Source organism: Niveispirillum fermenti, from assembly GCF_052474395.1.
On record NZ_CP156678.1, the window covers coordinates 163399 to 187835 of the forward strand.

The 24437-nt window shown below is 67.6% G+C and carries 22 protein-coding genes; 8 read left to right on the forward strand and 14 right to left on the reverse strand.

All coding sequences use genetic code 11. The annotated features are described in order from the left end of the window. Nucleotides 1-4: 4 nt before the first annotated feature. Nucleotides 5-1198 carry a DUF2336 domain-containing protein gene (locus tag ABC728_RS00695; protein ID WP_416621434.1) on the forward strand — a complete coding sequence of 398 codons (1194 nt, stop codon included), beginning with the start codon at nt 5-7 and terminating at the stop codon, nt 1196-1198. A gap of 15 nt (nt 1199-1213) precedes the next feature. Next, nucleotides 1214-1948: a DUF6065 family protein gene (locus tag ABC728_RS00700; RefSeq protein ID WP_416621435.1), complete on the forward strand. Its 735-nt coding sequence runs from the start codon at nt 1214-1216 to the stop codon at nt 1946-1948. Between the two features lie 253 nt (nt 1949-2201). Here the strand turns inward: ABC728_RS00700 and ABC728_RS00705 are convergent, their stop codons facing one another. Both ABC728_RS00705 and lexA read right to left on the reverse strand, forming a co-directional pair. Continuing rightward, a complete protein-coding gene (locus tag ABC728_RS00705) occupies nt 2202-2432 on the reverse strand; it encodes a hypothetical protein (protein ID WP_416621436.1) in 231 nt (76 codons plus the stop codon). A 104-nt stretch (nt 2433-2536) separates the two neighbouring features. Further along, nucleotides 2537-3271 carry a transcriptional repressor LexA gene (gene lexA, locus ABC728_RS00710; RefSeq protein ID WP_416621437.1) on the reverse strand — a complete coding sequence of 245 codons (735 nt, stop codon included), beginning with the start codon at nt 3269-3271 and terminating at the stop codon, nt 2537-2539. A gap of 369 nt (nt 3272-3640) precedes the next feature. Here lexA and ABC728_RS00715 point away from each other — a divergent pair, with 369 nt between their 5' ends. Further along, complete coding sequence (locus ABC728_RS00715) at nt 3641-5320, forward strand: methyl-accepting chemotaxis protein (protein ID WP_416621438.1); 1680 nt, start codon at nt 3641-3643, stop codon at nt 5318-5320. Between the two features lie 51 nt (nt 5321-5371). Here the strand turns inward: ABC728_RS00715 and ABC728_RS00720 are convergent, their stop codons facing one another. The 3 genes from ABC728_RS00720 to ABC728_RS00730 all read right to left on the reverse strand — a co-directional run bounded on the left by ABC728_RS00720 (nt 5372) and on the right by ABC728_RS00730 (nt 9394). Beyond that, nucleotides 5372-6571 (reverse strand): molybdopterin molybdotransferase MoeA, encoded by a 1200-nt coding sequence (locus ABC728_RS00720; protein ID WP_416621439.1) that lies wholly within the window; start codon nt 6569-6571, stop codon nt 5372-5374. A 178-nt stretch (nt 6572-6749) separates the two neighbouring features. Beyond that, entirely contained in the window at nt 6750-7166 is a 417-nt protein-coding gene (locus ABC728_RS00725) for a 2,4'-dihydroxyacetophenone dioxygenase family protein (protein WP_416621440.1), read from the reverse strand. Nucleotides 7167-7186: 20 nt separating this feature from the next. Further along, the gene (locus tag ABC728_RS00730) at nt 7187-9394 is read right to left on the reverse strand and encodes a TonB-dependent receptor (RefSeq protein WP_416621441.1); all 2208 of its coding nucleotides are present in this window, start codon (nt 9392-9394) and stop codon (nt 7187-7189) included. 268 nt (nt 9395-9662) lie between these two features. Here ABC728_RS00730 and ABC728_RS00735 point away from each other — a divergent pair, with 268 nt between their 5' ends. Then, the gene (locus ABC728_RS00735) at nt 9663-10631 is read left to right on the forward strand and encodes a helix-turn-helix domain-containing protein (RefSeq protein ID WP_416621442.1); all 969 of its coding nucleotides are present in this window, start codon (nt 9663-9665) and stop codon (nt 10629-10631) included. Between the two features lie 66 nt (nt 10632-10697). Here ABC728_RS00735 and ABC728_RS00740 read toward each other — a convergent pair whose 3' ends face one another. Then, nucleotides 10698-11690: an aldo/keto reductase gene (locus tag ABC728_RS00740; RefSeq protein WP_445376314.1), complete on the reverse strand. Its 993-nt coding sequence runs from the start codon at nt 11688-11690 to the stop codon at nt 10698-10700. A gap of 108 nt (nt 11691-11798) precedes the next feature. Between ABC728_RS00740 and ABC728_RS00745 the strand changes: the two genes are divergently transcribed. After that, a complete protein-coding gene (locus tag ABC728_RS00745) occupies nt 11799-12701 on the forward strand; it encodes a LysR family transcriptional regulator (RefSeq protein ID WP_416621444.1) in 903 nt (300 codons plus the stop codon). On the opposite strand, the gene ABC728_RS00750 is transcribed toward ABC728_RS00745, so the two are convergent. Further along, nucleotides 12702-13331: a hypothetical protein gene (locus tag ABC728_RS00750; RefSeq protein ID WP_416621445.1), complete on the reverse strand. Its 630-nt coding sequence runs from the start codon at nt 13329-13331 to the stop codon at nt 12702-12704. Nucleotides 13332-13355: 24 nt separating this feature from the next. Continuing rightward, the gene (locus ABC728_RS00755) at nt 13356-14705 is read right to left on the reverse strand and encodes a metal-dependent hydrolase family protein (RefSeq protein WP_416621446.1); all 1350 of its coding nucleotides are present in this window, start codon (nt 14703-14705) and stop codon (nt 13356-13358) included. A 355-nt stretch (nt 14706-15060) separates the two neighbouring features. Between ABC728_RS00755 and ABC728_RS00760 the strand changes: the two genes are divergently transcribed. Both ABC728_RS00760 and ABC728_RS00765 read left to right on the forward strand, forming a co-directional pair. Beyond that, a complete protein-coding gene (locus tag ABC728_RS00760; protein WP_445376293.1) occupies nt 15061-15522 on the forward strand; it encodes a spore coat protein U domain-containing protein in 462 nt (153 codons plus the stop codon). Between the two features lie 155 nt (nt 15523-15677). Next, nucleotides 15678-16544, forward strand: a complete 867-nt coding sequence (locus ABC728_RS00765; protein WP_445376294.1) for a LysR family transcriptional regulator — start codon at nt 15678-15680, stop codon at nt 16542-16544. A 52-nt stretch (nt 16545-16596) separates the two neighbouring features. Here the strand turns inward: ABC728_RS00765 and ABC728_RS00770 are convergent, their stop codons facing one another. The 6 genes from ABC728_RS00770 to bioB form a co-directional block, all read right to left on the reverse strand. After that, nucleotides 16597-18390 carry a PHA/PHB synthase family protein gene (locus ABC728_RS00770; protein ID WP_416618815.1) on the reverse strand — a complete coding sequence of 598 codons (1794 nt, stop codon included), beginning with the start codon at nt 18388-18390 and terminating at the stop codon, nt 16597-16599. Nucleotides 18391-18531: 141 nt separating this feature from the next. Then, the gene (locus ABC728_RS00775) at nt 18532-19290 is read right to left on the reverse strand and encodes a methyltransferase (protein WP_416618814.1); all 759 of its coding nucleotides are present in this window, start codon (nt 19288-19290) and stop codon (nt 18532-18534) included. Then, complete coding sequence (locus ABC728_RS00780) at nt 19284-19955, reverse strand: alpha/beta fold hydrolase (RefSeq protein WP_416618813.1); 672 nt, start codon at nt 19953-19955, stop codon at nt 19284-19286. Before ABC728_RS00780 ends, ABC728_RS00775 begins: the two co-directional genes overlap by 7 nt. After that, nucleotides 19952-21148 (reverse strand): aminotransferase class I/II-fold pyridoxal phosphate-dependent enzyme, encoded by a 1197-nt coding sequence (locus ABC728_RS00785; RefSeq protein WP_445376295.1) that lies wholly within the window; start codon nt 21146-21148, stop codon nt 19952-19954. Before ABC728_RS00785 ends, ABC728_RS00780 begins: the two co-directional genes overlap by 4 nt. Then, nucleotides 21145-22425 carry an adenosylmethionine--8-amino-7-oxononanoate transaminase gene (locus tag ABC728_RS00790; RefSeq protein WP_416618811.1) on the reverse strand — a complete coding sequence of 427 codons (1281 nt, stop codon included), beginning with the start codon at nt 22423-22425 and terminating at the stop codon, nt 21145-21147. Before ABC728_RS00790 ends, ABC728_RS00785 begins: the two co-directional genes overlap by 4 nt. Then, nucleotides 22422-23429, reverse strand: coding sequence for a biotin synthase BioB (gene bioB, locus ABC728_RS00795; protein ID WP_416618810.1), 1008 nt, complete (start codon nt 23427-23429; stop codon nt 22422-22424). The genes ABC728_RS00790 and bioB overlap by 4 nt, the downstream gene beginning before the upstream one ends. A gap of 187 nt (nt 23430-23616) precedes the next feature. On the opposite strand from bioB, the gene bioD reads away from it, so the two are divergent. Beyond that, a complete protein-coding gene (bioD, locus tag ABC728_RS00800) occupies nt 23617-24327 on the forward strand; it encodes a dethiobiotin synthase (RefSeq protein WP_416618809.1) in 711 nt (236 codons plus the stop codon). The last annotated feature ends 110 nt before the right edge of the window (nt 24328-24437 follow it).

Consider the following 24437-nt stretch of genomic DNA (forward strand, 5'->3'; position numbering starts at 1 on the left):
CCCCATGATGATGACCCCGACGGCCGGGGACCCCGCGGCCCCGGCGCGACCCGTCCTCCGGGCCCGCCTGAACAGCAGCGACGTGGAACGGCTGCTGAAGCAGCCTGGCAGCGGCGCGCGCATCGATACCATGACGAAGCTGGTCATGGAGATGGAGGAAGGCGGACTGACGGCCAAGGAACAGCGGCTGGCGCTCGATGTGCTGCGCGCCTTCGCCTCCGATGCGGAGATGGAGGTGCGGGCCGCCGTGGCCTGGCAGATCCATAACAGCCCCATCCTGACCGCCGACATGGCGGAAAAGCTGGCCCGCGACGTGGCACAGGTGGCCGTGCCCATCCTGAAATATGTGGATGGTCTGCCGGAGAACCTGTTGCTGGAGATCGTGGCCGAGCGGGATCCGCAGAAGCAGCTAGCCATCGCCGGGCGCCGCACCGTGTCGGAAGCCGTGTCGGCCGCCCTGGTCGAAACGGGCAATGTCGTCACCGTCGTGCATCTGCTGCGCAATCGCGGTGCCGCCGTGCGGGAGGCGACGCTGAGCCGTGCGGCGGAACGGTTCGGGCAGTTCCGGATCGTTGCCGACAGCGTCGCCGCCCGGCCGGATGTCACCGTCGCCATCGTGGAACGCATGATCGCCCTGGTGTCGGAGGATGTGCGCCAGCAATTGATCCGCGACCACAAGATCGAGCCGGCCCTGGCCAAGCGGCTGGCCGAGGGGGGACGGGAGGCCGCAACGCTGCGCGTCCTGCAGCCCCTGCTGGTCTCCCCCGATGATGCGGAGATGGTGGCCAAGCATCTCTACCGCCAGGGCCGGCTGACCCCGCAGGTACTGTTCCGGGCCCTGTGCGCGGGCGATCTGGAACTGTTCGTGGCGGGCATGGCGGCACGGGCCAACATCACGCCGCAGGCCGCCGGCATCCTGGCCTGGGATGATGGCGTGCTGGGGCTGCATTGCCTGATGGACGCGGCGGCCATTCCCGGCCCCCTGACCGCGCCCTTCCGCACGGCCCAGCAGATGGCGCTGGAGATTGAATATGCGGCCGGCAACTGCACGCGGGAGAAATACCAGCAGGTCGTGCTGGAGGCCCTGTTCGACCGCTATGCCGACACCGCGGAACGGGAGGTGGACGAGTTGCTGATGCAGATTTCCGACCAGCCCGGCATCGATGTCGGTGCCATCCTGAATCCGATCCGGGCATAAGGGCCCCGGTCCCACATGAAGCTGATCTGCTATGCCATTCATGGCGATCCGCCCCTGATCCGTCCGGCACCGGCCACGCGCGACTGGATGGACGGCACCCCGCAGGCCTATGCCTATCGCTGCCTGCCGCTCAACATCGCCAATGCCCATGGCTGGGAACTGCTGAACCGCAGTGGCTTCACGGCCCATTGGGATGGCGGAAGCGGTATCGACAGCATCAGCATCACGCCCGATCCCGGCACGACGGCCCCGGCCATCAGCCATTTCGGCTCCGGTGTGCTGACCTTCCATATCGAAGCCGTGTTCCGCACCGAGCCGGGGTGGAGCCTGTGCGCGCAGGGCCCCGTGAACCGGCCCAAGGATGGTATTTCCGCCCTGTCGGGCATCATCGAGACGGATTGGGCACCCTACAGCTTCACCATGAACTGGAAATTCACGGCGCCGGGCCGGACCGTCCGGTTCGACGCCATGGAACCTTTCTGCACGATCTTCCCCGTGCAGCGCCGCCTGCTGGAAAGCGTGGAACCGGAAATCCGCAACCTGTCGGACGATCCCGAACTGGCCCGGCGGTTCGAGGATTGGGCCCAGGGCCGCACCCGCTTCAATGAGGAGTTGAGCCAGCCCGGATCGGACGCCCGCACAGCCAAATGGCAGAAAAGCTATTATCTGGGGCTGTTGCCGGACGGCAGCCCGGCCGACCCCGACCATCTGGTCAAGCTGCGGCCCCCCGGCTTCGTGGACAAGCGCTGAGCCTGATCCGGGTCGTACTCATTCACCGCGCCGGTGGCGCCCGTTCATACCATTCCCATTCTGCGGTGATCGGACCTTGTTGGTTCCGATCACCGCATTCAAGCGCCGGCGCCAACATGCCGGGCGCCAACATGCCAATGGCTTGGCTACGCCGCACGAGTGGTGCTGCGGCCGGTGCTGCGGCGCCCGCCACCGCATGGCGATCCATCCCCGCCCCCCGGCCCGGCTGTGACGGCCGGCACCCTGCCGGTCGTCAGCGTTCCGGCCCCAGACACCCCCGTTCCACCGACTGCGCCGCCAGTTCCTGAAACCGGGACAGATAGCGCCCGTCACCCGCCATGGTCGGGTCGCGGATGGTATCGGCGTTCAACTGGCGCATTTCGGCATTGATACGGTCACAGGGGCTGGCACAGCCCGACATGGCCAACGACAGCGGCACCAGCAACAGCAGCGCACGCGCCGCGACGGACGACAGGGCGGACATGGGTGACCAGCCATCTTTCAAACCGTTTCGATGACTGGCACCCTGGCACCCGGTCCGGGCAAAAGCGCGGCATGTCCGTGTCGCGATTGCGGCAGTGGCCGCCGTCAATACCGGCGGATCAACCCGACCAGCCGGCCCTGCACATTGACCCGGTCGGCCCCGAACACGCGCGTTTCGTAATTGGGGTTCGCAGGTTCCAGCGCGATGGAATTCCCCTTGCGGCGCAGGCGCTTCAGCGTCACCTCCTGCCCATCCACCAGCGCCACGACGATCACGCCATTCTCCGCCGTCTCGCAGCGCTGGATGATCACCGTGTCGCCATCCAGGATGCCGGCATCCACCATGCTGTCACCGGCGACTTCCAGCGCGTAATGATCGCCCGTCGCCACCATGCTGGCGGGAATGTCGATCGTCACCGAACTGTCGCGCATCGCCTCGATCGGCAGGCCGGCGGCGATCCGGCCGTAAAGCGGCAGGGCCACGGCTTCGGCGTCGTTGCTGGCCGGACGCCCCGGCAGGGCGCCCCGGAAATCTCCCTTGATGACATTGGGCTTGAACCGCGGCGTCACATCCGCCGGCGGCTGTGACGCCGGTGCGGCGGCCGGGCGGGCCTTGGCCGCCGGCTTCTCCGGCAGGCGCAGCACCTCCAGCGCGCGGGCGCGATGCGGCAGGCGGCGGATGAAGCCCCGCTCCTCCAGCCCTGTGATCAGCCGGTGGATGCCCGATTTCGATTTCAGGCCCAGCGCATCCTTCATTTCATCGAAGGAAGGGGAGACCCCACCCTGTTCCAGCCGCTCATTGATGAAGAACAGCAGTTCCTGTTGCTTGCGCGTCAGCATGGCATCCCCTTGACCGCAACCGCCCGTCGCCCATCCACGCAGCGGCATGATACGGTCCGACTATAGAACAATCCCGGAACGTCAATCAATGTTCTATTTTGGTTCGTGCTTTCACAATGTCCATCAGCACGCAATCCGTCCCGCCGACACCACTATAGGGGGATATAGCCACACCAAAAATGTACTTATAACATTCGGCCTATGGATGTTGGATAGGTATTCATCAAGTTTCACCTGACATAACATGCACATTTAAAAATTTCTTAGAGAAAACATCCCGGAAACCACATATACGAAAGGATAGGTGGCAGCACCATCAAAATCATTATAAATATTTATATAGCTAATTTTCCAATAAGGAAATTGCCGGTGCGTATTTTTAAGCCTTCTCAGGAAACCCGTCGACTTTCCGCTTTAAGGGATGCTATCGATCGCTCTCAATGTGTCATTGAATTTGATATTAACGGATATATACTAGATGCAAACGAGAACTTCCTGACATCTCTCGGCTATCATCGTGAAGATATTATTGGGAAACACCATAAAATTTTCGTTCTTCCCAAAGAACATGCAAGTGAAGGATATCGCGATTTCTGGAATACGCTGAAGCAGGGCAAATTCCAGACCGGCGTTTTCCGCCGGGTCACCCGTGAAGGTCGGGAAATTTGGATCCGCGCCACATATAATCCTGTCTTCAACCGGGCAGGTCAGGTGGTCCGGGTCGTGAAGCTGGCGACAGACATTACGGAAACCATCCACCTGCGAAATGATCTCGCCGCCAAGGTGGCCGCCATCGGCCGGTCACAAGCCGTGATCGAGTTCACGTCCAGCGGCGAGATCATGACGGCGAACGAAAATTTCCTGTCCGCGCTGGGATACCGGCTGGAGGAGATCCAGGGCCGGCATCACCGCATGTTCGTTCCCGCGGAGGAGCGGGAGAGCACCGCCTATCTCCAGTTCTGGCGGCAACTGGCCGCCGGGGAACATAATGGCGGGGAGTTCCGGCGCGTGCGCAAGGATGGGCACGACATCTGGATCCAGGCCACCTACACCCCTATCCTCGACGAGGACGGGCGGGTGGAGAAAGTGGTGAAATTCGCCACCGACATCACGGAACAGAAGCGCCGCACGGCCGATTTCGAAAGCCAGATCCAGGCCATCAGCAAAAGCCAGGCGGTCATCGCCTTCAACCTCGATGGCACGATCATCACGGCCAATGCTAATTTCCTCGACACGCTGGGATACCGGCTGGAGGAGATCCAGGGCCGGCATCACCGCATGTTCATGCCGGAGGAGGAGCGCGACAGCGCCCCCTATCGCCAGTTCTGGGAACGGCTGGGCCGCGGTGAATATCAGGCCGGCGAATATCGGCGCATCGGCCGCAACGGGCAGGAAGTCTGGATTCAGGCCTCCTACAATCCCGTCCTGGATTTGAATGGCAAGCCCTACAAGGTCGTGAAATATGCCAGCGACGTGACGCGGCAGGTGCTGGCCCGTCAGCGCAGCGAACATGTGCGCAGCATGATGGAGAATGTTGCCGCCGGCGCGGAGCAGATGAACGCTTCGATCCGCGAGATCGCTCACAACATGGCCCGTTCCCGCGACGAGGCCGAATCGGCCAACCGCCGCGTCGACGCGGCCGGTGCCGTGACGGCACGCCTCAGTTCGCTGTCCGACAGCATGGTCGAGATCGTGAACCTGATCTCCGGCATCACGGGACAGATCAACCTGCTGGCCCTGAACGCCTCCATCGAAGCCGCGCGCGCCGGGGAGGCCGGAAAGGGTTTCGCCGTCGTCGCGCAGGAGGTGAAGAACCTGGCCAACCAGGCCCGCGCCGCCACCGACCGTATCAATGATGATATCGGCAGCCTGCGGGAGACGGCGACGGAGGTCGTGCAGACGCTCGACAGTATCCATGGCGCCATCAGCCAGGTCAGCGACTATGTCAGTTCCATCGCCGCCGCCGTGTCGCAGCAGAGCGCTGTTGCCGGCGACATGTCGACCAGCATGCAACGCGCTGCCGCCGAAGCAGCCCGTATCGGGGCCTGACCCGGCGGCCGGAGCGCCCACGCGGCGACGGGTGTCAGAGGGCGACCGGCGTCAGAGCGCGTCGAGCGGCATTACCCGCACGCGGTCCCCCGCCCTGGCCGGCGGGGCGTGGGGGGCGCGCAGGATCAGGCAGTCGGCCCAGGCCAGGCGGCTCAGCATGCCGCTATCCTGTTTGGGAAAGGGTTCGGCCACAAGGCGGCCTTCCCCATCGGTGGACAGCCGGGCACGGATGAAATCAGCCCGCGCGTCGTTGCCCCCCATGTCACGTCCCAGCACGGCGTCACGCAATTCGTCATCCGCCGGCAGTCCCTGCATGGCCAGCAACAGCGGGCGCAGGAAAAGCCAGGCGCAGACCAGGGCGGAAACGGGATTGCCGGGCAGCCCGATCATGGGCACGCCATGCATGCGCCCGAAGATCAGCGGCTTGCCGGGCCGCATGGCGATCTTCCAGAAATCCAGTTCCATCCCCGCCGCCCCCAGGACGGACCGCACCAGATCATGTTCCCCCACCGACGCACCGCCGATGGTGATCAACAGATCGGTGCCCGACGCGGCGGAAACCAGGGCGGACAGGCTGTCCACACTGTCGGCCGCGATGCCCAGATCCACCGGCTCGCCGCCCAACTGGCGCACCAGGGCCGCCAGCGCCAGGGAATTGGAACTGACGATCTGGCCCGGCGCCAGCGTGTCGCCCGGCATCACCACCTCGTCACCCGTGGCCAGGATGGACACGCGGGGACGGCGGCGAACCCGCAGCCAGGGGACGTTCATCGATGCGGCCAGCGCCAGGTCGCGGACCGTCAGGCGACGGCCCGCCGGCACCCCGATGTCACCCGCCGCGAAATCCTGGCCCGCCGGACGGACCCAGCGGCCGGGCCCGCCGCCATCCTTCAGCGTCACGGTGGCGCCGTGATCCTCCGCATCCTCCTGCACCACCACGGTATCGGCACCGGCCGGCAGCGCACCGCCGGTGAAGATGCGCACGGCCTGGCCGGGGCCGACCACGCCGTCGAACGGCCGGCCGGCCGGCGCCTCCCCGATGCGGGACAGGGTGGCGGGGAAGACGGAAAGGTCGGCCGTGCGCACGGCCCAGCCGTCCATGGCGCTGACGGCGGTGGGCGGGTGGGTGACGCGGGCCACGACATCGGCGGCCAGCACGCGCCCCAGCCCCTCGGTGATGGGGACCTGTTCGGCGGGCAGCAGCGTCGCCGCCGCCAGGATGCGGGCACGGGCCTCGGAAAGCGGGATCAAGCGGATGCTCCGTCTGTCAAACAAGTTCGACATATTGGGGCATATATCACGGCCCGCAACGGGGCAAGCGGGACGGGCCGCCGATATTTTCCGCATGCAGAAGGCTCTGTGGCACCGGACCGGACCCTTGGGAGGAGAGGTGCCCCCGGCGGGGGTCCGGTCCCAAGGGGCGCCGCTATCAGCCCGCCGGCCCCGTCACGGCATTGTCCGCGATCAGGCCGCGCAGCAATTCCCCATCCAGGGTGGACTGGATGGTTCCATCCTCCTCGATGAACATCACAGGTCCGTGATTGGTGAACAGCAACTCGGTATATTCAGGAAAGCTGGTGCATTCATGGATGGTGCCCAGCGGCTCATAGCCCCAGGTGCCGGCCAGAGCGACGCCCATGCGGTATTCCATGCGGCCCTTGACCACGAAATATTCGCCGGCGCCGTAATGCTTGTGCCGGCCGAAGGAACTGCCGGGCTGGCAGCGCAGCAGCACGGTCCAGCGGCCTGTTTCAAGGCTGGTGAACAGCAGGCGGAAATCGATCCCGTCGGCCAGGGGAACCCACGGCTTTTCCTCCGCCGGGATCAGGCTTTCATCGGTGGACATGCGTCCCGTCCTTTCATCGGTCAGAAACGTTGGGTGAATTCGATGCCCCAGCTCGCCCGCTCACCGTAGTAAAGCGGGATCACGCCGAAATCGCGCAGGTCGGTGGCATCGACGATATAGGCCTTGTCGGTGACGTTGCGGCCCCAGAAGGCCAGTTCCCAATCGGCATCGGGCGACGACAGGGCCACGCGCAGGTTCAGGAGACCATGGCCGCCCCGGCTGCTGACCAGATCATCCTGGGCGTTGTTGTAGTATTTCTTGGCGGTGTAATTATATTCGGCCCGGAAGGCCGCGCCATAGGCGGCGGTCAGCGGCACCCGGTATTGCGCGAAGCCGGACAGGGTGAATTTCGGCGCGCCGGGCAGCCTGTTGCCGGAAAAGTCGCGGGCCTGGCCCGTGGCCGGATCGATGGCACCGGAAGTGTAGTTACGGTACTGCGCATCCAGCAGGCCCAGGTTGAGGCCCAGGTCCAGCCCGTCGGCGGGAATGGCCGTCAGTTCCACCTCCAGCCCCTTGATACGGGCGTCGGCGGCATTGTCCAGGCCCAGGGTGGGCACGCCGCTGCCCTGCTGGTTGACCGACAGAACCTGCAGGTCGCTGTAATCGTAAAGGAAGGCGGCGATATTGGCGCGCAGCCGGCGATCCAGCAGGGTGCTTTTCAGACCGATCTCGTAGGCTGTCAGGAATTCCGGATCGACCTTGGTCCGTTCCGCCACGCTGGTGATGATGCCGATATTGAAATTGCCCGATTTGAAACCCCGTGTGACGGACCCATAGGCCATGACATCCCGGGTCACGTCGTAATCGGCGGCCAGCCGCCAGGACGATGCCTTGAACGTGTCGCCCATCGCGGCATATGGCACCAGCGCCACGGGTGCGCCGTCGGGAATATCGGCATCGAAGAAGCCGGGGATCAGCACGCCCTGGTGCGTGGCCCGCACCTTGTCCCAGGTATAGCGCGCGCCCGCCGTCAGGCGCAGGCCCTCGGCGACATCGATGGTCGTCTGCCCGAAGATGGCATAGCTCTTGTTCCGGCGCGTGGCATCGGTGACCAGGGGCACGGCCCCATCGGCAAAGGACAGTTCGCCCACCAGATCGGCTTCCGAGTGGGAGATGAAATCCTCGTCGAAATAGAAGGCGCCGATCAGCGCCTGGATGCCGCCGCCATTATAGGCGACCTGCAGCTCCTGCGACTTCTGCTCGGTCTCCGTCAGGAACTTGATCTGGTCGATGCGCAGGGGGCCGCCATCCACATCCACGCGGTTATCCACGTCGCCCTTGTCGTACCCCGTGATGGATTTCACCGACAGCGTGTCGGACAGGCTGAAGGAGGCGGTCAGCGAGACCCAGTGATTGTCGGAATGGTTGCGGCTGTCGCCGTTGAAATTCAGGATCTTCACCTCGCCCGGTGCCGGATCGCGGTAACCGAACAGGTCGCCCCCGTTGATCTGCCCGTCGGGCTTGGGCTGCAAATAGTCGCTGCGGTCGCGGCCTGTGCCGGCGGCCAGCCTGACATCGACATCACGGTCGCCGTCGGGATGATAGCGCAGGATGGCCCGCACGGCCCCTTCGTCCACATCGATGGCGCGTTCGCCGGTGAAAAGATTCACCCGTTCGCCGTCGCCGCGCCGCAAGGTGGCCGACACGCGCGCCGACAGTCCCTCGGCCAGCGGCATGGAGGCTGCGGCCTCCGCCTCGAACAGGTTGAAGCGGCCATAGCCCAGGCGGAAATAGCCCTCCTGCCGGCCATCCGGCAGCTTGGAGACATAGACGATGGCCCCGCCCGTCGTGTTCTTGCCGAACAACGTGCCCTGCGGCCCGCGCAGCACCTCCACCCGGTCCAGATCGAACAGCGAGAAGCTCTGGCTGCCCGTCGAGGCCACGGCCACATCGTCGCGATAGATGCTGACCGGCCCGACGGAGGAGGAGTTGAAATCATTGTTGCCGACACCGCGGATGAAGATGTTCGGCACGCCGCCGAAGGTCTTGATCTCCAGGTTCGGCACGATGTCGCCGATGGCCAGGCTGTTGGACAGGCCGCTTTCCTGCAACTGCGCCCCGCCCAGGGCCGTGACGGAGACCGGCACCTCCTGCAGGTTCTGGGCCCGGCGCTGGGCCATGACCACGATCTCCTCGATGGCTTCCTGTGCGCCGGCCGGGACCGCTGCCGCCGTCGCGGCCAGAAGCGGCAGGGCCAGCGCCGTGCGCGCCCCTTTTCTGAACTGCATGTTTTTCCTCCCCCTTGTCCCTTCGATCGGGCGTTCTTCTGTGATGGCGGGACCCTATCGCGGCCACCGGGCCCGTGACTTTGCGCTGAGCGTCAGAACTCATGCGCCACAGCGCGGGGCGCGCGGCGACTTGCGCGGCAGCGACCTTATTCTTGTTCCTGCGCGCATCGCTTCGTATGCCGCGGCTCGTCAGCGGGGAGGATGCGGTTTACTATGCGGTACCCGAACGGATCGGGCCCAAGACCAAGATCAATCCGTGGGAGGTGTCATGTCTTTGGCCGGGACCGAAAGCTGGTCGTCGCAATCCATGCCCGTCAACCGCCGCTTCCGCGGGTTCCAGGATGTGCTGGACCGCACCCATTTCCATTGGGACCTGCATGTCGACCGTGGCGACAATTACAGCGCGCAGGTGCTGCGCCGTCCGGTGGATGAATTCGTCTTCACCCATGTCGTGGCCGACCCGCTGGCCGGGTGGCGGCGGGCGGACGAGATCCGCAAGTCACAGGCGGGGTATTTCTGCCTGCTGTTCCTGGAACAGGGCCGCACGCTGCTGGAACAGGGCCGCAACCAGACCGAACTGGGGGCGGGCAGCATCGCGCTGTGGGACAGCACGCGGCCGGCCTATTTCGCCGCACGGGAGGTGCAGCATCAATATTCCCTGCTGATCCCCCGCCAGGCCGCCCTGTCGGCCCTGCCCAGCATCGAGGATATGTGCGGTCTGCAGGTGCGCGGCGACAGCGGGGTGGGTGCCGTGCTGCTGGCCCATCTGCGGCAGTTGCACCGGTCCATCGACAATATCGATCCCGCCGACCGGCCGGCCATGCTGCGCGCCACGGTGGAACTGGCGGCCATCGCCTTCCGGCCGGAACTGGAACGGCTGAACGGATCGGCCTTCCAGCGCGCCCTGCTGACCCGCGTGCAGGATTACATCAACACGCAGGCCGGCGACCCCGGGTTGGGGCCGCAGAGCATCGCGGCGGCCTTCCGCTTCTCCCCCCGCTATCTGCACCGGCTGTTCGAGGCGACGGACATGACCGTGTCGGAATGGATCAAGCAGCGGCGGTTGCAGCGTTGCCGTGCCGATCTGGCGGCCGTGGGCTGTGACGGCCTGTCCCTGACGCAGATCGCCATGAAGAACGGCTTCGCCGACGCCTCGCAGTTCAGCCGTTCCTTCCGCGCCGCCTTCGGCACCACCCCGCGCGAGTTTCGCCAGCAGGCACGTGACGGACGCGGATAATGCTATTTTGCCCGTTCCCGGTGAGTACGCCCCATCGGGAACGGGCACCGGGCGGCCCCGCCGGCCTCACCCCCGCTCGCTGTCCATATGGGCCAGCAGAGCCTCCGGATAGCGGTCACCGGCTGCGGCGCCGGGCGGGATGGCCGCTTCGATCGCGGCCAGTTCGGCGGCCGACAGGACCAGACTGGCCGCCCCCAGGCTTTCGGCCAGCCGGTCGCGGCGGCGCGCGCCGACCAGCGGCACGATGTCCGCCCCGCGGGAGGCGACCCAGGCGATGGCCACCTGCGCCACACTGGCCCCGATATCGGCGGCCACACGGCGCAGCGTGTCCACCAGTGCCAGATTATGGTCCAGGTTCGGGCCCTGGAAACGGGGGCTGTGGCTGCGGAAATCCGTCCCTCCGGCGGTGCCCGTGAAATGCCCGCTGATCAGCCCGCGCGACAGCACGCCATAGGCCGTGATGCCGATGCCCAGTCCCCGGCAGACCGGCAGGATGGCCTCCTCGACCCCCCGGCTGATCAGGGAATATTCGATCTGCAGGTCACTGATCGGGTGGATGGCGGCGGCCCGGCGGATGGTGTCGGCCCCCACTTCCGACAGGCCGATATGGCGGACATATCCTTCCTTCACCAGATCGGCGATGGCGCCGATCGTGTCCTCGATGGGCACGTCGGGGTCCAGCCGGGAGGGGCGGTAAATGTCGATATGGTCCGTGCCAAGCCGCTTCAGGCTGTAAGCGACGAAGTTGCGGATGGCGACGGGCCGGGCGTCATAGCCGGCCCATTGCCCGTCGGGCCCGCGCAGGGCGCCGAACTTGACGCTCAGCAGCACATTGTCGCGCCGGCGCCCGTGCAGCGCCTCGCGGATCAGCATCTCATTATGACCCATGCCATAGAAATCGCCCGTATCCAGCAGGGTGATGCCAGCATCCAGGGCGGCATGGATCGTGGCGATGCCTTCCGCCCGGTCGGCGGGTCCGTAAAGGTCGGACATGCCCATGCAGCCAAGACCCAGGGCGGAGGTGAGGGGACCGGTGGTCCCCAGGGTGCGATGCATCATCATGGCAGGCTTCCTTCAAGGGATGGTGACGATGGAAGGAATGCTGCCATGGTCCGGATTATGCGATAATCCTGCATATACCGTATGCTCTGTTCGGAAATCCGTACAATGCCGCCTTATGCCCTTGCCGATCTGGATGCGTTCCTGTCCGTGGCCCGCCATCGCAATTTCCGCCGCGCCGCGCGTGAGCGGGGCGTGTCGCCCTCCACCCTCAGCCAGGCCGTGCGCAACCTGGAAGAGGCGATGGGCGTGCGCCTGCTGCACCGCACGACCCGCAGCGTCACGCCCACCGAGGCCGGGCAGCGGCTGGTGGAAAGCCTGTCGCCGGCCATGGCGGCCGTGACGGCGGCACTGGACAGCCTGGGTCCCTATCGCGGTACCGCGTTCGGCACCTTGCGGCTGAACGTGCCGGTCATCGTATCGCATCTGGTGCTGCCCGGCATCGTGGCGCCCTTTCTGGCCGCCCATCCCGGCATCACGCTGGAGGTGGCGACCGACAATGCCCTGGTCGATGTCTTCGCGGCCGGCTTCGATGCCGGCGTGCGGTATGAGGAGGCGCTGGCCCAGGATGTGGTGGCGGTGCCGCTGGGCCCGCGTGAGCAGCGCTATCTCCTGGCTGCGGCACCCGCGCGGATCGCCCGCGACGGGATGCCGGCCCATCCGACGGACCTGCTGGCCCGTCCCTGCCTGCGCCAGGGCTTTCCGGGCGGCGCCATCGTGCCGTGGGAGTTCGAGAAGGCGGGGCAGACGGTGAAGCTGCATCCGTCGGGGCCGCTGGTCAGTGCCGACAGCGCCCTGTCGCTGCGCGCGGCGCTGGACGGGCTCGGCTGGATCTACACGTTCCAGGAATTGCTGGAACCGCATCTGGCCGCAGGCACGCTGGTGCCGGCCTTGCAGGATTGGGGCCTGCGCTTTTCCGGCCCGTTCCTTTACTACAGCAGCCGCCGCCACCTGCCGGGACCGCTGCGTGCCTTCGTGGACTGGCTGCGCGGCCCCGGTGCGGTGCCCTGATCAGGGCGGTGTGCGCAGCGCCTGGATCAGTTCGCGCAACTGGCGCACCGCCACGATGGTGGAGGCCAGCGCGAAAAGGGCGCCCAGCGCGGCCAGCAGCAGCCGGGTATTGTCCAGTTCGGTGCGCCCCATCCAGTCATGCAGCACCAGAAACACCAGCAGCGGCAGCGCCAGCGACCGCAGATGGTACAGCAGTGCGGGTCCCACCGGCTGGGGGCGCAGCAGGGTCAGCGGCCGGTCATGCGCGGCGGGACTGGTGCCCAGCCGCTGCACCGCGACCGAGGTCAGTACCAGCACCAGGAAACCCAGCCCGCCGGGCAGGCCCGCCGCCGGATGCCCGGCCAGCCACAGCGCGAAACCGGCAGCGCCCAGCCCCAGCCCCGTCAGCGCGGCATAAAGGCTGCCGTGGGCGACGGCGGCCCAGCGGTCCGGCCGGATCAGGCGCAGGCCGGCCACCGGCGTGTCGGTCTTCGCTGCGCCAGGCCTGGCCGCCCCCGCTCCCACCCCCTCTGGCACCCCCTCTGGCACCCCCTCTGGCACCCCCTCTGGCGCCGGGGCGGCCGGGACCAGCACGGGCGCGCTGCGGTCACTCCAGTACAGGCTTCCGTCATCGTCGCGGAAAACAGCCATCCCCGCCCCTCTCCCCTGCTTTCTTCACCGCCCGCCCGGCACAAAGGTCACGGGCGCGCCATCCTGCTTGTGCAGCACGCCCTGGCGCATGACGAAGCGCACGCGCATCAGTTCGGTCACATCCGTCAGCGGATTGCCGGCCACGGCGATGATGTCGGCATCCTTGCCGGGCTCCAGCGTGCCGATGCGGGCCGTGCGATCCAGCAGGTCGGCGGCGTTCACCGTGGCGGCCTTGATGGCATCGGCGGCCGGCATGCCGGCATCGACCATCAGCTTGAATTCCAGCGCATTGTCGCCGTGCCGGCTGACGCCGCTATCGGTTCCGAAGGCGACCTTGACGCCGGCCTTCACGGCACCGGCAAAGCTGTTGCGCATCTGCTCGCCCACCTCCAGCGCCTTACTGGCCTGGGCCGGGGTCAGGGTGGTGCTGGACCGGGCCATCTCCACCACCGTGTGCCCGGCCAGCAGGGTCGGCACCAGATAGGCGCCCTTCTGCTTCAGCAAGGCGATGGAATCCGCATCCAGGTAGGAACCATGTTCCACGCTGTCCACGCCGTGGCGCAGGGCCAGGTTGATGCCGGCTGCGGCATGGGCATGGCTGGCGACGCGCTTGCCCATCATGTGGGCCGTGTCGATGACGGCCTTGGCCTCGTCATCGAACATCTGCTGCCCGGTGCCGGCCGCGATGTTCGACAGCACGCCGCCCGTCGTGGCCAGCTTGATGACGTCGGCTCCCTTGCGGATCTGCTCGCGCACGGCACGGCGGCAGTCATCGGCGCCGTCGCACACGCTTTCGGGACGCAGCGCGTGGGTCACCGCCTCGTTGAAGCCGTTGGCATCGCCATGCCCGGCCGTGATGGAGATCATCTGGCCGGCCGCCAGGATGGTGGGGCCTTCCACCTCGCCCTTGGCGATGGCGTCGCGCAGGGCGAAGGCCGTGCGCGCCGGGGACCCCAGTTCGCGCACCGTGGTGAAGCCCGCCATCAGGGTGCGATGGGCGTACATCGCTCCTTCCAGCACGGCGACCTCCGGATCGTCGCGCACTTCCGCCAGGATGCTGCCGGGTCCCAACTCGCCCATCAGATGGACATGGCAATCGATCAGGCCGGGCAGCACGAACCCGTCCTTCAGGTCGATAATGCGGGCATCGCCCGCCACCCCGGCCGCCGCCGCGTCCAGATAGCCCGCGCGCACGGCCGCGACCTTGCCGTCGGTCACGACCAGCGTCTGCCGGGCCAACGGCTTCTGCCCCGGCACGGCCAGCAGCGTTCCGGCATGGATCAGCGTCGTCTGCGCACCCGCCGTGCCCGCCAGCAGAACGAATGCCCCCACGGCCCCGGCCATATGGCGGCGCCAGCCTTTGTCGATACCCATGGATTGCCTCACACCTTTCTTGTCGTCCGTTGGAAGATGGAATGGACGGCTTGCCGCCACATGGCAAGGGGCTTTGGGCAAGAGGCTTCAGGGCGCCGGCCCATCATCACCATACAAAGGGTTAGGTTGTGCTGGCGGTGCGGCGACCGTTGCAGATGGCAATGGTCGTTGCATTATGAGTTATGCATTTCGCAGTTTTGCATAGTGCAATATGGCCCACACCCGCTTGGACATACCGGAAAGGCGCAGTTTCCCTCAACCGCAACGTCAATCACCAACTTGGCATCGATCCTGCTCTCCTCCCTCGGCATGACGGCGACAACGCCGCATCACAACGAACCGACGGAGCCCGATCATGAACAAGTTCTTCGCCAAGACCGCCGCCGCCTCCCTGCTGGTCGCCGCCATCGCCGCACCCGCCTTCGCACAGAACGCCACCGGCACCATCCAGTTGCGCGGCAATGTCGCCCAGTCCTGCACCATCACCGTCCAGGACCAGGGCCAGAACCTCTCCCTGAAGAATGGCGAGAACAACAAGACCATCGGCTCCGTCACCGAAAGCTGCAACGCCGGCAACGGCTACAAGATCACCCTGGCCTCCACCAATGCCGGAAAGCTCAAGTCCGGCAATTTCGAGATCGCCTATCAGGTCAATTATGATGGCCATGGCGGCAACCTCAACAGCCAGATGGTCATCGACCGCGCCAACGCCCAGTTCAACAAGAAGGCCGACCTCAAGGTCACCATCCCCGCTTCCGAGCAGTATATCGCCGGTGACTATGCCGACACCGTCACCGTCACCATCGCTGCAAAGTAAACATTCCAACCCTTCCGAACACCTTCATCGGGCAGTTCCAGCCTGAACCCCCGCCCGGCCCGCCGGGCGGGGGATTTTTAATTGCGGCCGGGGGCGGGCCGGCCTATCGATCGGGGATAGTTTCCACCACCGCCCCCCTGGATGGCCGTCCCGCCATGACCCGTCCCCACCTGCCGCTGAACGCCCTGCGCGCCTTCGAGGCATCGGCCCGCCACCTGTCCTTCACCCGCGCCGCGATCGAGCTTTGCGTGACGCAGGCCGCCATCAGCCATCAGGTGAAGGGGCTGGAGGCGCGGCTGGGCGTGCCGCTTTTCCGCCGCCTGCCCCGGGGCCTCGCCCTGACAGATGAGGGGCTGGCCCTGCTGCCGGGCCTGCGCGACAGTTTCGACCAGATTGCCCGGCTGCTGCACCGGTTCGACACCGGCCCGGTCACGGAAATGCTGTCGGTCGGCGTGGTGGGCACCTTCGCGGCGGGATGGCTGCTGCCGCGCCTGGATGGTTTCCTGGCCGCCCATCCCTTCATCGACCTGCGGCTGTCCACCAACAACAACCGTGTCGATATCCAGGCGGAGGGGTTGGACGCCGCCATCCGCTTTGGCGACGGCGCCTGGCACGGGATGGAGGCAGCACCCCTGTTCGAGGCGCCGATGGCGCCGCTCTGCACGCCCGCCATGGCGGCCCGTCTGCACCGGCCGGCCGATCTGGCGGGCGAACGGCTGCTGCGCTCCTACCGCGCCGACGAATGGCCGGCCTGGTTCGCGGCGGCCGGCTGCGATTGCCCGCCCATCCGCGGCCCCGTCTTCGACAGTTCCTGGATCATGGTGGAGGCGGCATTGCAGGGGCATGGGGTGGCCCTGGCCCCCGTCATGCTGTTCGCGCGGCTGCTGGCCGAAGGGCGGCTGACCCAGCCCTTCCCCACGCGGATCGGCACGGGGCGCTATTGGCTGACCTGGCCCAAATCGCGGATGCCCGGCCCCGCCCTGTCCGCCTTCACCGCCTGGCTGTCGGCACAGGCGGCATAGCGGATCCGGCAATCCGGCTGGCTGGCCCCGCCTGTCTACCGACCCCGCCTGTCTACCGGCCATGGACATACCGGCCCGGTGCCGCGTCCAGCGGCGGAAGGCCGGCGTCGCGGCGGCCCATGGGCGGAGGCGGCACGGACGGGCCGGAATGCGCGTCCAGCCATTCCACCCAGGACAGCCACCAGGACCCGGATTGCGGCTCATTGGCGGCAAGCCAGCCTTCCGCATCGGTGAAGGGCTGGCCATGGGGGATGGTTTCGATCCGGTGCCGGCGGCGGGGATGGCCAGGCGGGCTGACGATGCCGGCATTGTGCCCGCCATTGGTCAGGCAGAAGGTCAGGTCGGTATCCAGCAGCAGTCGCGCGCGATAGACGGAGCGCCAGGGGGCCACATGGTCGGTCTCCGTGCCCACGGCAAAGACGGGCACGCGGATGTCCGACAGCGCCACGGGCCGGCCATCGACGCGATAACGGCCGGAGGCCAGGTCATTGTGCTGGAACAGCCGGCGCAGATATTCGCTGTGCATGCGATAGGGCATGCGCGTGCTGTCGGCGTTCCAGGCCATCAGGTCGGACATGGGCTCCCGCCGGCCCAGCAGATACTCGCGCACCATGCGTGACCAGACCAGATCGTTGGACCGCAGCAACTGGAACGCACCGGCCATCTGCGTGGTGTCCAGATAGCCCTGGCTCCACATCCCGTCCTCCAGATAGGTGAGCTGGCTTTCATCGATGAACAGGGTCAGTTCCCCCGCCTCGGTGAAATCCGTCTGGGCAGCCAGCAGGGTCATGCTGGCCAGCCGGTCGTCACCGTCGCGCGCCATCGTGGCGGCGGCGATGGACAGCAGCGTGCCGCCCAGGCAATAGCCCACCGCATGCGTCCGCGCACCGGGCACGATGGTCGCGATGGCCCGCAGCGCGTCCATGACCCCCAGACGCTGGTAATCCTCCATCGACAGGTCGCGGTCCCCGGCATCCGGGTTCTTCCAGGAAACGCAGAAGACGGTATAGCCGCAGGAGACGAGATGCCGGATGAGCGAATTGTCGGGCGACAGGTCCAGGATGTAATATTTCATGATCCAGGCCGGCACGATCAGCACGGGCTCGGGCCGCACCCCGCCCGTGGCCGGGGCGTATTGGATCAGTTCGATCAGGCGGTTGCGGAACACGACGCGGCCCGGCGTGATGGCCACATTCTCCCCCACCCTGAAATCCTCCACCCCGGCGGGTCCCTGGCCGCCGGCCTGCCGGCGCAGATCCTCCATCCAGTTGCGCCAGCCCCGCACCAGGTTCTGCCCTCCCTCTTCCACGCTGGTGCGCAGCACCTCGGGATTGGTGATGGGGAAGTTGGTGGGGGAGACCATGTCCAGCAACTGCCGCGCCGTGAAGGTGACGGCCGCCTCGTGCCCCTGTTCCACGCCGCGCACGCCTGTGGTGGCGTTGTGCCACCATTGCTGCTGCAACAGGAACGCCTGATGGATCAGGTTGAAGGGCGGCAGCATCCAGTCGGGATGCTCGAACCGGCGGTCCTGCGGCAGGGGTTCGATGCAGCGCCCGCCCACCGGCTGCGTACCGCAGCAGCGGGCCGCATACTGGGCCAGCCGCGCCGTCTTGCGCACGGCCTTGTGGGCCAGCTCGGCCTGCTTGCCGGGCGAAACCGACAGGTGGATGGCCCAGTCGGCCCAGGCCAGCGCCAGCGCGGCCGGGGATATGGACCCGGAAAGGCGCCCCATCCAGGCATGGACCAGCCGGTCCAGCACCGACAGGGTGGCCCCGGCGGGGGCCGGCATCTCCCCTTCCCCGTCGGAACAGGGGGGAACGGGTGGCGTGGACAGTCCATCGGGCATGGCGGCATCTCCCTTCCGGACGGGCATGACACCGGCATTGTGGCAGCGGAACAATGGCCCGGCCATGACCTGCGTCAAGGCAGGCCGAAAAGCAGGCCGATGGGATGCCTGTTTTCACACCGTCACCCCGGCGACGCTTTGTTACCCGCGAACCGTCAGCCAGCAGACATCATAGGTCACGCCGACCGGCCCCGCCGCCTCCAGCGCGCGCATGGCGCGGCGCAGGACGGGGGCGGACAGGCGGCCGGGGGCGTAATCGGCCCCGATGCCCCGCAGCGACAGCAGGAAGTGCCGCGCATCCGGGTGATGTTCCACGAAGCCCTGCCGCTCCGCCCGGCCCTGCGGCCCCAGCCAGCCGGCCAGCGTCGCGGCATCGGGATAGGCCGGCCCCGCAGCCGGCGCCCCGGCCATGGCCAGGGCCGCCCGCCATTCGCTGAAGGTGCCGGCCCCCAGCGTGGCCACGCACAGGACCCCGCCCGGCCGCAGCAATCCGCGCCAGCGGGCCAGCGCCGCCCCGGCATCGGGAAACCATTGCAGCGCCAGGCTGGAACAGATCAGGTCGAACGGACCGGTCACGGCCGGCACTTCCCCGTCCATCGCGGCGGCCATCAGGCGCGGATCGCCGCCCAGGCGGGCACGGCAGGCGCCGGCCATGGCGGGCGCGATGTCGCTGGCCAGCCAGGCGCCCACGCCGGGCAGCCGGGCCAGGGCGGCCGCCGTCAGCAGGCCCGTGCCGCAGCCGATCTCCAGCACCCGTGCCGCGGGCGGCAGGGCCAGGGCGGCCAGCCGGTCGGCCATGGCCTGCGCGATGCGGGCCTGCACCCGGGCCGAGGCGTCGTACTGCGCGGCGGCGGCCCCGAAGCGCCGCGCCACGGCCAGCTTGTCGGCGGGCTTCAGCATCGTGCCGCCACCGACAGGATATGCGCAGCACACAGGTCCGGCTGAAGGACCGGCAGGGCATGGCCGCCACCCGGCACCAAAAGTACCGCGGGAAAGCTGGCGCGCGACTGGTCCGGCGGCACGATGGCGTCATCGGCACCGCCCAGCGCCACCCAGGGCACGTCCAGCGCGGCCAGCGCCGTCCGCGCGTCGATCCCGCCCAGAAGGTCCAGCCCGGATGCCAGCACATCCGCCCCCGGCAGGCCGGCGGGTGGGGGCAGGCCGGCGCGGGCGTGGAAATCGGCCAGCACGGCGGGCGCATTGGCCAGCAGCCGCCGGCGCATCTGGGCCAGGACACGCGGAGGGGTGCCGGCCGGAAAGTCCGGCGCGCTGGTGAAACGGGTGAAGCCGTTCAGGGCCACGAACCCGGCCAGCACCGGCCCATGGGCCAGCAGCAGCGCACTGCCCAGTGAATGGCCGATGCCGATGACGGGCCGGCCCTCATGATCGCCCTGGCCGTCCCACCGGATGCCGCCGGCCGGCAGCGTCCCGTAAAGCCCGTTCAGGTCGACACAGGCCATATCGGCGCAGTCCACCCCGCGCGCCGACAAGGCGGCGCGGACGGGGTCCCACAGGCGGGGCGTGCCGGCCCAGCCATGGACGAACAGCAGCAGCGGCCCTGTCATGGTACCCCGTCCATCCCCCGCGGCGGCAGGCAGGTCAGGACGCCCAGCAACTGCCCGACCGTCTGGTCGTCCAGCGCGGACGACAGTGACAGCCGCAGCCGGGCGGTGCCCGCGGGCACGGTGGGGGGGCGGATGGCCACGGCCAGGAAGCCCGCCTGTTCCAGCAGCGCCTGCAGGTCCAGCGCTGCCTGTTCGGCACCGGCGATGACGGGGATGATCTGCGTGCTGCTGGCCGCCGTGTCATATCCGGCGCCGCGCACGGCCATGCGCACGGCATCGCCCATGCCGGCCAGCCGCATGCGCTCCATGTCCAGTGAAGGCATCACGTCCAGCGCCGCATCCAGGGCGCCCAGCACGGCCGGCGGCGGGGCCGTGGTATAGATGACGCCGCCGCAGCGGTTGACCAGATAATCGATCAGCAGGCGCGAACCGGCAACATAGGCGCCGAACCCGCCGAACGCCTTGCCCAGCGTGCCCATGGTGACGGCCACCCGGCCGGGGAAATGCGCGGCCAGCCCCCGCCCCTGCGGCCCCAGCACGCCGATGGCATGCGCCTCGTCCAGATAGACGGGCGCGCCGTGGCGGTCGGCCAGATCCAGCAGCGCGCCCAGGTCGGCCGCATCGCCATCCATGCTGAACACCAATTCCGTCACCACCATCCGGGCGGCCGCCGTGGAGGTGCGCAACAGATCCTCCAGATGGTCCAGGTCATTGTGCCGGAAGCGCCGCGCCTTCAGCCCCTGGCCGAAGCAGCCCTGCAACAGGCTGGCATGGGCCAGCCGGTCGACCAGCAGATCGACATCGCCGCCCAGCAGTTCGGCCAGGGCGGCCGGCAGGGTGGCATTGGCCTGATATCCCGTGCCGATCAGCAGGGCCGCCTCCGTCCCCAGGAAGGCGGCCAGCTTCTCCTCCACCTCCCGGTGCGCCGTCAGCGTGCCGCAGACCAGGCGGGAGGCGCCGCTGCCTGCGCCGTACCGGGCCGTGAATTCCGCAGCACGGTCGATGATGCCGGGGTCCTGCGCCAGGCCCAGATAATCGTTGGAGGCCACATCGACCAGCACGCGCCCGTCGGGCAGGCGCAGCCGGATGCCGTCGCGGTCATAGGCACGCAGGACGCGCCGCCGGCCGGCCCTGTCGAGCGCGGACAGCGCCGCCGCCGCCGCCATGTCGAGCAGGCCGGCGGGGCCGGTCATGGCACACCCTGCCGCACGACATCGGTGATGGCCCCGCACAGCCGCATCACATCCTCCTGCGTCGCCGTGAAGGCCGGCGTCAGGTAAAGGATATCGCGGAAGGGCCGGACCCACACGCCCTTTGCGACCAGCCGGCGCTTCAGCGCGCGAAGGTCGCCGATCCGCTCCATCTGCACGACGCCGATGGCACCCAGCGTGCGCACATCCTTCACGCCGGGCAGGCCGCGGCACGGTTCCAGCCCCGCCGACAGCCAGCCATGGATGGCGGCAACCTGGGCCAGCCGCGGCTCCCGCTCGAACAGGTCCAGCGAGGCGTTGGCAACCGCACAGGCCAGCGCGTTACCCATATAGGTGGGGCCGTGCATCAGGGCGGCCATGGGGTCGTCGGACCAGAAGGCATCGAAGACGCGCGTCCGCGCCACGGCGGCCGACAGCGGCAGCGTGCCGCCCGTCAGCGCCTTGGACAGGGTGACGATGTCGGGCACCACGCCCGCCGCCTCGCAGGCGAACATCGTGCCCGTGCGGCCGAAGCCCGTGAAGATCTCGTCAAAGATCAGCAGCGGCCCGTACCGGTCGGCCAAGTCCCGCAGGCGGCGCAGCACCGCGCCATCATGGAACAGCATGCCGCCGGCACCCTGGACCAGCGGTTCCACCAGGATGGCCGCGATCTCCCCCGCGTGCCGCTCCAGGAACGCCTCCAGCGCCGCCAGGCTGTCCGGGTCGCGCGGCAGGGGGCGCACATGATGTTCGGGCAGCAGGCCGGTGAACAGGCTGTGCATCCCCTCTTCGGGGTCGCACACGGCCATGGTGGCGATCGTGTCACCGTGATAGCCGCCTGTGAAGGACAGGATGCGGGTCCGGCCCCGCTCCCCCCGGTTCAGCCAGTATTGCGTCGCCATCTTCATGGCGACCTCCACGGCGACCGACCCGCTTTCGGCGAAAAACACGCGCTCCAGATCGCCGGGCAGCAGTGCCGCCAGCCTTTGGGCCAGCACCAACGCCTGTTCATGCGCCAGGCCGCCGAACATGACATGCGGCAGCGTCGCCGCCTGGCGCTCCAGTGCGGCACGCAGGTGCGGATGGTTGTACCCGTGGCAGGCCGTCCACCAGCTCGCGATGCCGTCGATCAGTTCGCGCCCATCGGCCAGATGCAGGCGGGTGCCCGCCGTCGCCACGACGGGCAGCGGCGGGTCGGCATGCTTCATCTGGCAATAGGGCAGCCAGACATGCCGCATCCCGTCCGTCAGCCAGCCGGGCGCGGACAGCGGCCCCGTCATTCCTCGCCGCCCGCCTCTACCTGCATGGGACGCAGGCCCAGCTTGTCGAACAGCAGGCCGTCGCGCTGCTGTGCCGGGTTGGGCGTGGTCAGCAGGCGTTCGCCGTAGAAGATGGAATTGGCACCGGCGGCAAAGCACAGGGCCTGCATCTCGTCGCTCATGTCCTCACGCCCCGCCGACAGGCGCACGACCGAGGCCGGCATGGTGATGCGGGCGACGGCGATGGTGCGCACGAATTCGATGGGGTCGACACTGTCGGCCTGATCCAGCGGCGTGCCCTCCACCTTGACCAGCAGGTTGATGGGCACGCTGTCGGGATGCTGCGGCAGCGTGGCCAGCGTGCGGATCAGGCCCGCCCGGTCCGACCGCCCTTCCCCCAGCCCCATGATGCCGCCGCAGCAGACATTGATGCCGGCCGACCGCACGGCATCCAGCGTGTCCAGCCGGTCCTGGTAGGTGCGGGTGGTGATGACCTTGTCGTAATGCTCGGGCGAGGTGTCCAGGTTGTGGTTGTAGTAATCCAGCCCCGCATCCTTCAGCCTCAGCGCCTGATCGGGGCGCAGCATGCCCAGCGTGACGCAGGTCTCCATGCCCATGGACTTCACGCCCTCCACCATGGCGCAGACCGTCTCCAGATCATGGTCCTTGGGCGAGCGCCAGGCGGCCCCCATGCAGAAGCGCGAGGCACCCTGCTCCTTGGCGGCGCGCGCCTCGGCCAGCACCTTTTCCACCTGCATCAGCTTGGATGCCTTCAGGCCCGTATCGAACTGCGACGATTGCGGGCAGTAGTTGCAATCCTCCGGGCAGCCGCCGGTCTTGATCGACAGCAGCGTGGAAATCTGCACCTCGTTGGGGTCGAAAAACTGCCGGTGCAGGGTCTGGGCGCGATAGAGCAGGTCCATGAAGGGCAGGTTGAACAGCGCCTCCACTTCGGCCTGCGTCCAATCGGTGCGGATCGGATTGCCGGCCTGGGCGGCGTGTTCGGCGAAGGACGCGATGCTCATGTCTGTTCCCTTCCCACAAGGACGGTCGAAGTTCCGGGTAGTGGTATAATGGCTGTTACGTGGCCCGCACAGACTTGTTTCACCGCTGATCCGTCAAATGACGTATGCCAGGGTTGAGCGCAGGGGAAGATGACGGCGCGCCCCGTCATCGCCATGAATGCCGTGACCTGTTTCGGAGGGAAAGCCCATGCCCGCCTTTTTCGTCACCGCCACCGGCACCGATATCGGCAAGACCTTCGTGGGAAGCTGCCTGCTGCGCCACTGGCGCGCGGCCGGTGTGCCGGCCGATGCGTTCAAGCCGCTGGTCAGCGGCATCGACCCCGCCGACCCGGCCGGCAGCGATCCGGCGGTGCTGCTGGAAGCCCTGGGCCGGGACCCGTCGTCGCAGGCCGACCTGGACAGCATGTCGCCCTGGCGGTTCGCCGCCCCCCTGGCACCCAACATGGCGGCACGGGCAGAAGGGCGGCAGGTGGATTATCCGGCCGTCCTGGCCGCCTGCCGCCGCCGGCTGGCCCGCACCGACGGGATGCTGCTGGTCGAGGGGGTGGGCGGCGTGATGGCGCCCGTGGATGATGGTCGCACCGTGCTGGACTGGATGGGCGACCTGGGACTGCCCGCCTTGCTGGTGGCCGGCACCTATCTGGGGACCATCAGCCATATCCTGACGGCCCATGCCGTGCTGGCCGGGCGCGGGCTGCGGGTTGCCGCCCTTGTCCTTTCGGAAACGCCGGGCACCACCCCGGGGGCCACCGTGCCGGTGGATGCCACGCTGGCGGCGCTGGCCCCCTTCCTGCCCGATGTGCCGGCCGTGGCGCTGCCACGGCTGGCCGCCGGGCAGGACGGCGCCGACCATCCCGCCATCCGGCGGCTGGCCGGCCTGCTGGCGGCCGGCGCCTGACTGGGGGGCGGTCGACATTTTCGAAACCCGATCCTAGCCCACCGGATATCTACCCTTCGACGTGTTTTCGCGCCACCTTGTGACCATGGGTAGTGATCATGGACGATTGG

Coding starts and splice junctions, on each gene's coding strand:
- ABC728_RS00695 (WP_416621434.1), top strand. CDS start 5: ATGATGATGACCCCGACGGCCGGGGACCCCGCGGCCCCGGCGCGACCC.
- ABC728_RS00700 (WP_416621435.1), top strand. CDS start 1,214: ATGAAGCTGATCTGCTATGCCATTCATGGCGATCCGCCCCTGATCCGT.
- ABC728_RS00705 (WP_416621436.1), bottom strand. CDS start 2,432: ATGTCCGCCCTGTCGTCCGTCGCGGCGCGTGCGCTGCTGTTGCTGGTG.
- lexA (WP_416621437.1), bottom strand. CDS start 3,271: ATGCTGACGCGCAAGCAACAGGAACTGCTGTTCTTCATCAATGAGCGG.
- ABC728_RS00725 (WP_416621440.1), bottom strand. CDS start 7,166: ATGTCCACCGATGAAAGCCTGATCCCGGCGGAGGAAAAGCCGTGGGTT.
- ABC728_RS00730 (WP_416621441.1), bottom strand. CDS start 9,394: ATGCAGTTCAGAAAAGGGGCGCGCACGGCGCTGGCCCTGCCGCTTCTG.
- ABC728_RS00735 (WP_416621442.1), top strand. CDS start 9,663: ATGTCTTTGGCCGGGACCGAAAGCTGGTCGTCGCAATCCATGCCCGTC.
- ABC728_RS00740 (WP_445376314.1), bottom strand. CDS start 11,690: ATGATGCATCGCACCCTGGGGACCACCGGTCCCCTCACCTCCGCCCTG.
- ABC728_RS00745 (WP_416621444.1), top strand. CDS start 11,799: ATGCCGCCTTATGCCCTTGCCGATCTGGATGCGTTCCTGTCCGTGGCC.
- ABC728_RS00750 (WP_416621445.1), bottom strand. CDS start 13,331: ATGGCTGTTTTCCGCGACGATGACGGAAGCCTGTACTGGAGTGACCGC.
- ABC728_RS00755 (WP_416621446.1), bottom strand. CDS start 14,705: ATGGGTATCGACAAAGGCTGGCGCCGCCATATGGCCGGGGCCGTGGGG.
- ABC728_RS00760 (WP_445376293.1), top strand. CDS start 15,061: ATGAACAAGTTCTTCGCCAAGACCGCCGCCGCCTCCCTGCTGGTCGCC.
- ABC728_RS00765 (WP_445376294.1), top strand. CDS start 15,678: ATGACCCGTCCCCACCTGCCGCTGAACGCCCTGCGCGCCTTCGAGGCA.
- ABC728_RS00770 (WP_416618815.1), bottom strand. CDS start 18,390: ATGCCCGATGGACTGTCCACGCCACCCGTTCCCCCCTGTTCCGACGGG.
- ABC728_RS00775 (WP_416618814.1), bottom strand. CDS start 19,290: ATGCTGAAGCCCGCCGACAAGCTGGCCGTGGCGCGGCGCTTCGGGGCC.
- ABC728_RS00780 (WP_416618813.1), bottom strand. CDS start 19,955: ATGACAGGGCCGCTGCTGCTGTTCGTCCATGGCTGGGCCGGCACGCCC.
- ABC728_RS00785 (WP_445376295.1), bottom strand. CDS start 21,148: ATGACCGGCCCCGCCGGCCTGCTCGACATGGCGGCGGCGGCGGCGCTG.
- ABC728_RS00790 (WP_416618811.1), bottom strand. CDS start 22,425: ATGACGGGGCCGCTGTCCGCGCCCGGCTGGCTGACGGACGGGATGCGG.
- bioB (WP_416618810.1), bottom strand. CDS start 23,429: ATGAGCATCGCGTCCTTCGCCGAACACGCCGCCCAGGCCGGCAATCCG.
- bioD (WP_416618809.1), top strand. CDS start 23,617: ATGCCCGCCTTTTTCGTCACCGCCACCGGCACCGATATCGGCAAGACC.